This window comes from Streptococcus oralis (assembly GCF_023109005.1).
GTDB classification, from domain to species: Bacteria; Bacillota; Bacilli; order Lactobacillales; family Streptococcaceae; genus Streptococcus; species Streptococcus oralis_BU.
In genome coordinates this window covers 101,372-113,430 of the sequence record NZ_JALDTU010000006.1, presented here as the reverse complement: position 1 = coordinate 113,430, position 12,059 = coordinate 101,372, and the positions used below count along the sequence as shown (strand labels likewise).

The window sequence follows — 12,059 nt, the reverse complement described above, 5'->3', positions numbered from 1 at the left end:
TTGAGCCACCCCGTAAAATAGAAAATCTGCCAGTAGTAATGTACCGACAGATTTAATAGACGATTTCAAAAATCCCATGATTGGTTGAGATAAACGTTCCTGAAAGGTCTAAATCCCGACCATAGGCTTGATAATCAATATAGTTTTGAAGACTAGCTGGTACTTCGCCTAAAGCACCCGTTTCTTCAATGTAGTAGCGTGCCACGTCATACATATCATCACAATCGGAATGAATGATAATATCCTCTTGATGTTCGCTTAGTTCTTCAATGCTTGAAAAATGAGTGAGCAGAGCAGATAGCTCCGATTGTAATTCTTCGGGTAATTCCGATACCATTTCCCATAGTCGATTGAGTTCGCCAATGGAAGTGTATTCGTCAACCGTAAAGGGTAACTCGTAGTCATGAATGGCGTATTCCTCATATTCATCATTCAAGCCGATTTTCTCTTTGACTTCCTCAAAGTCAATGGGAAAGGTAAACCACGCACCGACCAATTCGCCCTCATTGTATTTGCCTAAATTCGCAATATAGACTTGCATATCGTCCATATATTCACGTCCTTTCTTTGTAGAGATTCAAAAATCCCTACCGCACTTCGTTTGGTGTACCATTCCTTTGCGGAACATAAGAAAACCACTTATATTCCACAAAAGAACGGTTTTATTTAAGCACCAATAATGCGATTGAATAGCTCTAGTAAAATGTCTTTTACTCCAGCAGCGTTGAAGACTAAGCCAACCGCAATAATCGCAATAATTAAAAAGCCAATCAGTTTGCTAAACTCACGCTTGAAGCCAAGATACAAGCCAATCACAACGATTGCTAAAAGCACCAGTGATTGAGCGTTTGATAGAAACCAGTTATAAAGGTTTTGTCCAAAATTCATAAAAATGTTCTCCTCTCTATATTCAATGAATTTGTATTTGAGTTATTTTTTTGTTGTTATCACGTCCTGTTCTTTTACTGACTGTTGCTTCAAAATCTGCTTGTGTCGGTCTGTCAGTTTCGCATGGTCGAGAATGTCTTTTACAACCTGCGTCTGGTTGATTTCATCAAGTTTAATCGCAACCTTTAAGGTCGGGGCAACTTGATGAGATAGCCAGTTCAGCGTCCTTTGGAAGGAGTAAGGCTCTGGTTTTGTGGTTAGTTTTAATCGTTCACGATTGTTCCCAATAAACCAAGCCCATTCTTCATTCAGTTTCCAATCAGAACGAGGTTTGGAATCGTCTTTATCTACAAAACGGATATACCGATTGATAATTTTAAAGGCGGTATGCTCTGGATTGTCATAGACGAGTAAATCACGGACTGCATAATAGGCACGCTCATTTTTCAATCGAATCTCAAAACGGTTTTTTACTTCTGCGTCTTCAATGGGAATATCATTTTTCTTGTACTGCTCGTAGTCCTTTTCATAGATACAGAAATAAACTTCACTTTGTAATGAACCGATATAGAGGGTGTTTCCCATACATTCCTTTTCCTCTTTGCGTACCAGTTCGCCACTGCGATAGCTTTTAAAACTGCGGAAGACGGAGATACATTCTTCCTGTTGGCACTTTTCAGTGAGTACAGGGATATTCAAAATCCCTGTCTTATCGTTAATGGCAAGGTCAAGGCGTTTCATCACACCGCCAGCCACCAAAACGTCCATAAAGAACTCATACCAGCTTCTTTGTTGTGCCAGAAGATAGCTTTCAAATTGTCTGCACCCACGACCTTTCAATTCCACCAGAACTCCTTTGTCCAGTTCATGGGAGCAAAGGACGAATATGTCGCCTAAAGCATAATGCTCTGAATAAGAATAGAAACCATAGTCCTCATGAAGAAAATAGGACAGTTTCAGTTGTAAGATGTTTTCGACCACCTGCTGTACGTCTGTTGTCGGAAAGCGAATCCTTACATAATCAAACAGCATTTCAAGGGGAGCGTCGGGATTGAAGCGTTCCAGAGCTTCCCAAAGGGACTGCTGTAAATCCTCTGATGGCTTGACTTTTCCTGTTTCAATATCGCTTAGATACTGCCTTGTAATACCAGTCGCAACAGCTAAACGGTTTTGAGATAGTCCATAAGCCAAGCGTTTTTCTTTTAAATGCTGTAACCAAGTTTGTTCATTCAGTAAAAATCCCTCCAATCAAAAAGGCGTATGTCAACTTTTAAAGCCCATTTGACATACGCTGAAATTTTGTAAATCCCTTGTAACCAAAGGATTTTCTAATGTTTTTTTGACTGTTTCCTGTCGATTTGTACCCCCCTGTTAGATACGGGGGGTTAAGTGCTGGCGTGGCTATTGCCACACCAGCCAGCAAGATCAGTCCACACCTGCGACTTCCGCTTCGCACGTCGCCTGCGTGGACTGTCTGCTGTTGGATAACTTTTTAATTTCCTCCAAGAAATCATATCCTTTTGGTACAAGGGGAGTATAAAACTCTGATATGACACTTGTTCCTACATCAACATAGCCACGACCTTTGATTCGCTTTAAGAAGAAATCCTTTTGTACGTCACTGCCAAACATCATGCCATAGCCCATTTCAGACATACGACCTAAAGCCACTCTGAAATTAAACTGATCACGGATTCCGTCGCCTAAATATTTTGCGTCTGGACGTTGACAAGCCAGTATTAGAAAGAAGCCAGCTTGACGACCTAACATGACAATCTGTTTCAGCTTATTCATAACTGCGGTGTTTTCTTTTGTTCCCAGCATTTCCATGAAAGCGACGTATTCATCAAAGATTAAGAAGTGTGCCGGGAGACCTAAGTAAGCATAATTTTTGCCAGTCTTATAGTTCTTCATCTGCTTCATTTCCTCACTACGTTTCATCATTTCTTCATAGAATGTTTCAATGCAAGAAAGCAAGTCTTCTTTTCTATAGTAGACATTTGCCATCACAGAACCTAAGTCCGCAAGGTCAGCATTTTTCGGGTCAAGAATATACAGTTTTGAATCTGTATGAAGCAAGGCTTCAATCAGTGTCAGTATAAAGTAAGTTTTACCGCCACCTGTACCACCAGCAATCAACATATGAGGGAGCTTATCATATTCCCACCATACGTTTTTCATTAAGCGAAGTTTACCATCTTTAGCTTCTACTTCATCAATAGAAATACGACTGGCTATGGTGTCATAGAGCAAAGTATATTCCACATAGGAATCCTTTAACTCTTTATCCGTCAGCTCACAGTACAAGCCACTCTCTAATTTCTTTTCCAAGTGTAAGAGTTGGTCTTGATATTTTCCCAGCGTGATTTCCACCCGTATCTGTATCAAGCCATTTTTAAGTCGATAATACATTTTAGGGAAGTAGGTTATCTTTTCCTTTGTACGACCAGCACTATCTTTAAAGAAACCCTCTGTTTTGACCTGTTCAGATTCATACCACTTGTTTTCAAGTATCATCTTTGCCAGTTTTTGACGGTGGTAAAGTTGTTTAACCGTATCATAGCGAACCCGTTTGAATACAAACGCTACCAGCAAGCAGATAAGAATTGCGACACTGAAACTGATAATTAAATAGGGAATGTCAATCTTATCTGCTTGTGATAGGTTAAAATCCTGCCAGTTGATCTGCTGGATTGTCTTCACATGAAACAGTCCGACAACCAGCAGGAAAACAGGCAGGAGTGACGCTATCGTAAAATGAAAGACTAAATCTTTACCAGATGGGCGAATCCTTTTACCACGCTGTTTCATGCGAAAAAGTCTCCTTTCTACCTAGCGACTATTTGTCTTGTGTCGGTTCTTTCTTTGCTTGTGGTTGAGCTTTGAATGAACTAGAATCCTTTGTCAGCACAATATCGTCTGCCTTGATATACCAGTCAACATCTGCTCCTTGATAGGTGGCAGTAGCAACGGTGTCCGCAATGGGATTGATAAGTTCCACCCGTGCGTTATAATCAAACTCTTTCAAAGGCACGCTGGCAGGAATACTTACTTGAATCATGCGTCCTTGTCCTTTGGATTTTAAGTCATAGGTACGTTCCTTGATTTCATCTGAAACCGACCCGTCTTCATTTTGGATTCTCACTTCACGACGTAGAGCAGAGAATTTCAATTCTCCAAAAGTCGTGTCTTTATCTAATACAATGCCATTTGCTAATCTCATCATTTTTCCTCTCTTTCTTTATTCTTTTATCATGTCGTCAGCATGTAAAAGGTAATTTGTAAAACCACGAGTGCCGATTTTGTAGCCCTCTGCGGTAATACGTGGATTGACTAACTTCACACGTTCCTCAAAGCCGAAATGTTTTTCGCCAGCTTCAGCAGGAAGCACCACCACAATATCATCTGCTCTTTGAACATCAGAATAGAGATTATAGCTTCTTGATAAGACAGTTAGCCGTCCGTTGATTCTTCGCTGAACGACTTTATCCTCGCCAGCAAATTCTAAATTGCCGAATGTTTTTTCCATGTTGGGAATCACAAATTTAAGTTCCATATTTTTACCTATCCTTTCTTTTTTATTGGCTGAATGAATGTTTGATGGTCTTAAAGAGTGGGGAACGACCTTTTGATTCTTGATTTTTTGTTTTCATAAGTTCACTTCCTTTCAAAATCGGGTAAAAAAATAGACACCTCATTTTTTGAAGTGTCTACCTATTAAATATTCAAATTTTATTGGAAGTATCTTTATATCTTCACTTTTCAAGGATAAATCGTCGTATCAAAGCTCATTCATAAGTAGTAAATTAGTAGTAAATTGAGTGGTTTTGACCTTGATAAAGTGTGATAAGTCCAGTTTTTATGCGGATAACTAGATTTTTATGCTATTTTTTTCTAAAAAAACAGTAAGAAAGCGTAAAAAATCAATTCCTGTACTAGCGTGTAATTGAAATTTTTTAGTTTTGGCGTTAGAACTGTTTCCTCAGTCCTAGCCCCTTCTCTTTTTGATAAGTATGCTTGGCAGAAAGTAGTTTGTAAATGATTCTGAGAATCTTATGAGCATAAGCAATGACGGCCTTCATCTTGCTTACTCTTTGGGAAATTCGATCATAAAAAAAAGAAAAAGCTGGATCCTTGGAATGTGCTGCAATTAATCCCGACATGGTCAAAGCCTGTTTTATTTAGCGATTTCCTTGCGTGATGTGTGACGATTTTTTAATGCCAGCACTATAGGCTAAACATCTTTTTCTGTCATGAGTTAGCAGGCTCTGCCTGATTAGAGTTTTACATGTAATCTATTTTAATAGTAATGTTTTATCATTTTCAGGAGAACGCAGTTTTGGCTCGTTCTCTTTTTTGTTGTGATACTTCTTTCAAGGAATATTTGGTAGGATTGGAGTGAAAAAAGATTAACTAGGAAAGAAGGAAGTATATGGAAGCCATTTATCAACGTGATTCGGATCTAGATGGACTAACTGATGCTCAAGAATTGGCGCTAGGAACCAATCCTCTTAGCGCAGATTCTGATGGTGATGGACGTTCAGATTTAGTGGAAGTAGAAGAAGGAACAAATCCCTTAGAAAAGGATTTACAAAACATAAACCAAACAAGTTTAACTGAACCATCCTCAGTATTTATGGAAATGAAACAAAAGATTTCAGATATGATGGAGAGTCACTACAAGGAATTTATACAGGCTCTGATTAGTATTGAAACAGGGATTGAAAATCAACAAGACCTAGAAGACTTATATACTTACTACATGAGAACAGATACCGTTTCTCTTTTGTCTAGTGATTTAGAAACCAGTCCTCAAGAGGTTGAAATGGAGATAGAGTTGTAGGGGAATCATGTGATTCTCCTATTTTCGTATAGATGAAAGGAGCGAGTATGGAAGTAATGCAATTATTGGCTATGTTTCGTGGAACAATTCCAAAAGATAGGGAGAAAATGGACCTATTTCTTCGATATCAAGCGCAACATTTTGATGAGAAATGGCAGGACTTGGTAGAGAGTTTTTTGGCTGAAGAGGGTAAGATAGAAGAGATACCTCATGTCTATTCGTTTCATCAAGATATTGTTTCTTTCCTAGAGGCCAGTTCTGAAAATAATGACCAAGATTTAGAAAGTTACACAAGAAATTTTGGGCAAGCGGGTCTAGGTAAATTATCTCAATTAAGTAATTTTGAGAAAAACTTAGTTCTGGAAGTCGCAACCTATAACCTTTCCACTCGATTTTACATCCAATCTGAAAAAGAAAAGCTAACACCATTAAGTGAGCTTGTATGTCATCAGAATCAGGAGGTCAATTTAGTCAATGTTTATCGGGTTGCGAATAATCTATCTGACCGCATTAGTAGAGATATAGAGGAATTTCTTCTAATGGTTGATTCCAAAGAACTAGAAAAAGAGGTTCTTGAGATTCATTTTGAAGAAAAAGAGGGAGATGTTCTAGCCTATTTGGGTTCAGAATTGATGGCTACTTTAGATACCGTTACGGATCTTGTCCATCATGAAGGAAACTACCAACAACTACCACTGACACAAAAGCTGAAGATTATTACTCATTTTGATGATGTAAAGGCTAGAAGCGAAAAATCTAAGCAAGTAGAGGAAGCGGTCTTACCTTTAGATAATATTGACCAGGTAGAAGAAAATGTGGAAGTTCATTCCCTATCTAAAGTAGATAAAATTGTAGAAGAAGCTTTGAGGGAATATCCAATCGGTTCACAAGTAAGTTATAAAGGTCAAGTATTTCAGTTGGTTTCGATTGAAAATGCCCAGTTAAATGACTTAGTTCGCCTAGAGCTATTCAATGATTCCAACCAGTTATTTGAAGAAAATCCTATCTTATACTTGAACAGTTTGGAAGAGATTGAACAAGTATTGTCTCTTGTAGAACTTGAAAAAGAAGATTCAGAGATTGAGATTGATTCATCAAGTGAAAGTCAGGAAATAGATTTGTTTTCCTATCTGGAAGAAGAAAATGAAAAGGATAAGGAAACAGAAACTCTTATTTCAAGTATAGAAGAGTTGGATATCCCTGTTCAAGATTTCATTTTTCCAGATGATTTAGAGGACTTTTACCCTAAGACAAATCGAGAAAAAATTGAAACGAATATCGCTGCAATTGACCTTGTTAAAAGATTAGAAAAAGAGGGACGACAAGCGAATCCAGAAGAACAAGAACTACTAGCTAAGTATGTTGGATGGGGTGGTCTTGCCAATGAATTTTTCGATGAACTCAATCCAAAGTATGAAGCAGAACGTTTAACTCTTAAGAGTTTAGTAAGTAAATCAGAATACTCGACCATGAAACAAAGTTCTCTCACAGCCTATTATACAGACCCAATGATTATTCGCCAGATTTGGCAAAAATTACTGGATGATGGTTTTGAGGGAGGAAGGATATTAGATCCTTCTATGGGGACTGGGAACTTCTTTGCGGCTATGCCTAGAAGTATACGAGATAAATCAGAACTCTATGGGGTTGAATTAGACAGTGTGACAGGCGAAATCGCAAAACAACTCCATCCAAATGTCCACATTGAAGTGCGAGGATTTGAAGAAGTTCCCTATCAAAATAATAGTTTTGATTTAGTCTTAACGAATGTTCCATTTGGAAATTTTCGCATTGCCGATAAAAACTATGATAAACCTTATATGATTCATGATTACTTTGTCAAACACTCACTTGATTTAGTAAGAGACGGAGGACAAGTGTCGATTATCTCATCTATCGGGACAATGGATAAGCGGACAGATAATGTCTTACAAGAGATTAAAACCAACACTCATTTTTTAGGGGGAGTTCGTTTGCCGGATACGGCTTTTAAAAAGATTGCAGGTACTCGAGTGACCACAGATCTCCTCTTCTTTCAAAAGAATCAAGCAAAGAATCTTAATGAAGAGGAACTTGTTTTTAGTGGTTCTATTCCCTTTGAGGAGGATAAGCGTGTCTGGATCAATCCTTATTTTGATGGGAAATACAATACACAAGTTTTGGGTGAATATGAAGTACGTAATTTTAATGGAGGAACCCTCAATGTTAAGGGGGAATCAGAAACATTAGCTACTGAAATAATGAAAGCATTCGAGAATGTGGAAGCACCTAAACAAATTGACAATTCTTTGAAAGCACCTGTTTTTATCCAAGAAGAAGTGGATAATTCTATCCCAAGTCGTATACGTGAGGACTTAGCGCTCTATTCTTTTGGATATGAGGGAAATCAAATTTATTACCGAGATACGCATGGCATTCGGAAAAGTTCAAAAGTAGACGAAATTAGTTATTATGTAGATGAGAAGGGAGATTTTAAAGCTTGGGACAGTTCTTTGTCTGAACATAAAATAGACCGATTCGTGCAACTTCATTTGACAGAAGAGGAAGCACTAGATGTTTACAAGTCAGAAGAAGCGAGTAAAAGAGGGAAATATAAGGGACTGTTCAAAAAAACTGTCTTTTATGAAAGTCCCTTATCGGATAAGGATATTAGTCGCATTAAGGGCATGGTTGATTTGAGAGAGACCTATCAATCCTTAATTGAAATTCAACGTCATCAAGATTATAGTCGGACAGAATTTCAGGTGTTACTTAGTAAACTCAATCATAACTATGACCGCTTTGTAAGTCAATTTGGATACTTGAATGCCTCAGTCAATCGGAACTTATTTGATAGTGACGATAAGTATTCTTTACTAGCAAGTTTAGAAGATGAATACATCGATTCTAAAGACCAGAAAGTAAAATATAAAAAATCTTTAGCCTTTGAGAAAGCATTGGTTAGACCAGAGAGAGAGATTACAAGAGTATCAACGGCTTTAGATGCCTTAAACTCCAGTTTATCGGATGGTAGAGGAGTTGATTTAGACTATATGGTATCAATTTATCCCGAACATAGCCAAGCTGCTATTTTAGATGAGTTAGGTGACCAGGTTTTAATGGATCCAGAAAGTTATTTAAGAGGGGAAAGAAAATATCTTTCTAAGAACCAGTTTTTGTCAGGAGATATTCTCAATAAGATAGAAGTAGTTCAACTATTAGTAGATGAAAACAACCAAGAATTTGACTGGTCTCATGCTTTAGATTTGTTAGAATCTGTTCGCCCTCCACGGATTCATCTGGCAGATATTGAGTTCAAAATAGGGTCACGTTGGATTCCTCAATCCGTTTATGGTAAATTTGCCTTTGAATGTTTTACCAATCGTGAATTTGAATTGTCTTCGCCAGATGTTGAACAAGTCATTGAAGTGAATCCTGTCGATGGCCAGGTTCATTTAAGGACATCATTTGTTTATCGCTATCCAAGTGCCAAAGATAGTAGTCTTGGAGTTAGTGGGTCACGTTATGATACAGGAAGAAAGATTTTTGAGAATTTACTTAATTCGAACCAACCGACGATTACCATGACTGTTACGGAAGGGGAAAAGAAAAAGACTATCACAGATTTGGAAAAAACCTCTGTTCTAAGAGCAAAAGAGCAGCATTTACAAGAGCTCTTTCAAGAATTTGTCTCACGGTATCCAGAAGTCCAACAGGTCATTGAGGAAAGCTATAATCGTCTTTATAATCGAACAGTTAGTCGAGAGTATGATGGTAGCCATCTAGTCATTGATGGCTTGGCACAAAACATCAGTCTTCGTCCTCATCAAGAGAATGCTATTCAAAGAATCGTAGAAGAAAAAAGAGCTTTATTAGCTCATGAGGTAGGTTCAGGAAAGACCTTGACCATGCTTGGTGCTGGGTTTAAATTAAAGGAGTTGGGGATGGTTCATAAGCCCTTGTATGTGGTGCCCTCTAGTTTGTCTGCTCAGTTTGGCCAAGAAATCATGAAATTTTTCCCTACTAAAAAAGTCTTTGTGACCACTAAGAAAGATTTTGTGAAGGCGAGAAGAAAACAATTTGTGTCACGTATCATTACAGGAGATTACGATGCCATTGTCATTGGGGATTCTCAATTTGAAAAAATCCCTGTCAGTAAGGAAAGACAGATGAATTATATCGAGGACAAACTCAATGAACTACGAGAGATTAAAACACATTCTGAAAATAAGTACACCGTTAAAGAAGCAGAGCAATCAATAAGTGGTCTTGAGAGACAATTGGAAGAACTCCAACGCTTTAATCGTGATAGTTTTATTGATTTTGAGAACTTAGGAATTGATTTTCTCTTTGTGGATGAAGCACATCACTTTAAAAATATACGTCCAATTACTGGACTTGGAAATGTAGCAGGGATTACCAATACAACGTCTAAGAAGAATGTGGATATGGAAATGAAGGTTCGACAGATTCAGGAAGAACATGATTTTAAAAACATTGTCTTTGCGACAGGAACACCTGTTTCCAATTCTATTAGTGAGTTATATACTATGATGAACTACATTCAACCAGATATCTTAAAACGCTATCAAGTTGATTATTTTGACTCTTGGGTAGGTGCTTTTGGAGAAATTCAAAACTCTATGGAATTAGCTCCTACAGGGGATAAGTACCAACCTAAGAAACGATTTAAAAAGTTTGTCAATCTACCTGAGTTGATGAAAATCTATAAAGAAACAGCCGACATTCAAACACAAGATATGTTGGATTTACCTGTTCCAGAAGCTCATATTATCCCTATTGAGAGTGAGTTAACTGAAAACCAGAAACTCTATTTAGAAGAATTAGTTATGAGGTCAGATATGGTCAAATGTGGAACAGTTGATCCGAGCCAGGATAACATGTTGAAGATTACGGGTGAGGCGCGGAAACTAGCTATTGATATGCGTTTATTGGACTCTAGTTATAGTCTAGCAGACAATCATAAACTGCTTCAGGTAGTGGATAATGTTGAAAGAATTTATCGTGAGGGAATGGAAAATAAGGCTACTCAGATGATTTTTTCAGATATTGGCACACCTAAGAAAAAAGATAATGGCTTTGATGTTTATTCTGAGATTAAGGCTTTATTAGTTGATAGAGGAATCCCTAGTAAAGAAATTGCCTTTGTACATGATGCCAATAGTGATGAAAAGAAGAATAGCTTGTCTCGAAAGGTTAATGCAGGAGAGGTTCGGGTTCTTCTTGCCTCAACTGAAAAAGGAGGAACAGGTTTAAATGTTCAGAGCAAGATGAAAGCAGTTCACCATCTGGATGTACCGTGGAGACCAAGTGACATTCAGCAACGTAATGGACGTATTATCCGACAGGGAAATGAAAACAAGGAAGTGGATATTTACCACTATATTACCAAAGGTTCGTTTGATAATTATCTATGGGCAACTCAGGAGAACAAACTCCGTTATATTAAGCAGATTATGACTTCTAAGGAGCCGATTCGTGCTGCGGAAGATATTGATGAACAGACTATGACAGCTTCTGATTTTAAGGCACTAGCAACAGGTAATCCTTATCTCAAATATAAGATGGAACTAGAGAATGATCTAACTCTATTAGAAAATCAAAGACGCGCCTTTCAACGCAGCAAGGATCACTATCGTCATACAATCTCTTACTGTGAAGAAAATATGCCCATTCTTGAGAAACGATTAAGCAAGTATGAAGGCGACATTCAACAGTCTGAAATGTCGAAAGACCAGGCATTTTCTATGACGGTAGGTAAGCAAGCGTTTGAGCAACGAGCTGAAGCAGGGGAATCCCTACACCGTCTTATCCGTCATAATCAAGCTGACAGCAAAGAATTCCGAACCCTAGCAAGCTATAGAGGATTTGAAATAAAAATGCTTAGTCTTCCAACAAATCAACCTCTTCCTGAAACCTTCTCTGTTAAGATTGTAGGAGAAAATCAATATTCTGTCAGTTTAGATTTGTATTCTCCATTGGGGACAATTCAAAGGCTTCAGCATACGATTGATCACATTAAAGAGGACCAAGTGAAAACTCAGAACTTATTGGATGAATTAAAGGATAAATTGACTACTGCTGAGGTAGAAATTGAGAAAAATTTTCCAAAGGAAGAAGACTATCAAACAAAAAAGGCCGAATACGATGTACTCGCGCCATTGATTGAAACAGAAACGGATTTAGATATTATTGATCAGGCCTTAAGACAATTCCACGAAAAAGGAAAAGAAAAGCAAGAACAACTTTCTTTTGAATTAGATTAAAAAATAGATATAAATAGCGGACAAGAAAAGAAAAGCGCGGTAGAATAAAGATAGAAAGAAAC

8 protein-coding genes are annotated in these 12,059 nt (G+C 37.8%); 2 read left to right on the top strand and 6 right to left on the bottom strand.

The window, feature by feature from the left end; translation table 11 throughout:
* Positions 1-52: 52 nt before the first annotated feature.
* From M1F56_RS07205 to M1F56_RS07175, 6 genes are all read right to left on the bottom strand, one after another.
* On the bottom strand, positions 53-550 hold the full coding sequence (locus tag M1F56_RS07205) for an antirestriction protein ArdA (RefSeq protein WP_000342539.1): 498 nt from the start codon (positions 548-550) through the stop codon (positions 53-55).
* A 116-nt stretch (positions 551-666) separates the two neighbouring features.
* Positions 667-888, bottom strand: a complete 222-nt coding sequence (locus M1F56_RS07200; RefSeq protein WP_001009056.1) for a hypothetical protein — start codon at positions 886-888, stop codon at positions 667-669.
* A gap of 42 nt (positions 889-930) precedes the next feature.
* On the bottom strand, positions 931-2,136 hold the full coding sequence (gene mobT, locus M1F56_RS07195; protein WP_000398284.1) for a MobT family relaxase: 1,206 nt from the start codon (positions 2,134-2,136) through the stop codon (positions 931-933).
* Positions 2,137-2,313: 177 nt separating this feature from the next.
* Positions 2,314-3,699 (bottom strand): FtsK/SpoIIIE domain-containing protein, encoded by a 1,386-nt coding sequence (locus tag M1F56_RS07185; RefSeq protein ID WP_000813488.1) that lies wholly within the window; start codon positions 3,697-3,699, stop codon positions 2,314-2,316.
* A 28-nt stretch (positions 3,700-3,727) separates the two neighbouring features.
* Positions 3,728-4,114, bottom strand: coding sequence for a YdcP family protein (locus M1F56_RS07180; protein WP_000985015.1), 387 nt, complete (start codon positions 4,112-4,114; stop codon positions 3,728-3,730).
* Positions 4,115-4,129: 15 nt separating this feature from the next.
* Entirely contained in the window at positions 4,130-4,444 is a 315-nt protein-coding gene (locus tag M1F56_RS07175; protein ID WP_000420682.1) for a YdcP family protein, read from the bottom strand.
* Positions 4,445-5,320: 876 nt separating this feature from the next.
* Here M1F56_RS07175 and M1F56_RS07170 point away from each other — a divergent pair.
* On the top strand, positions 5,321-5,731 hold the full coding sequence (locus M1F56_RS07170) for a thrombospondin type 3 repeat-containing protein (protein ID WP_247917299.1): 411 nt from the start codon (positions 5,321-5,323) through the stop codon (positions 5,729-5,731).
* Positions 5,732-5,778: 47 nt separating this feature from the next.
* A complete protein-coding gene (locus M1F56_RS07165; RefSeq protein WP_247917298.1) occupies positions 5,779-11,997 on the top strand; it encodes a DEAD/DEAH box helicase family protein in 6,219 nt (2,072 codons plus the stop codon).
* Positions 11,998-12,059: the final 62 nt, after the last annotated feature.

Coding starts and splice junctions, on each gene's coding strand:
- M1F56_RS07205 (WP_000342539.1), bottom strand. CDS start 550: ATGGACGATATGCAAGTCTATATTGCGAATTTAGGCAAATACAATGAG.
- M1F56_RS07200 (WP_001009056.1), bottom strand. CDS start 888: ATGAATTTTGGACAAAACCTTTATAACTGGTTTCTATCAAACGCTCAA.
- M1F56_RS07185 (WP_000813488.1), bottom strand. CDS start 3,699: ATGAAACAGCGTGGTAAAAGGATTCGCCCATCTGGTAAAGATTTAGTC.
- M1F56_RS07180 (WP_000985015.1), bottom strand. CDS start 4,114: ATGATGAGATTAGCAAATGGCATTGTATTAGATAAAGACACGACTTTT.
- M1F56_RS07175 (WP_000420682.1), bottom strand. CDS start 4,444: ATGGAACTTAAATTTGTGATTCCCAACATGGAAAAAACATTCGGCAAT.
- M1F56_RS07170 (WP_247917299.1), top strand. CDS start 5,321: ATGGAAGCCATTTATCAACGTGATTCGGATCTAGATGGACTAACTGAT.
- M1F56_RS07165 (WP_247917298.1), top strand. CDS start 5,779: ATGGAAGTAATGCAATTATTGGCTATGTTTCGTGGAACAATTCCAAAA.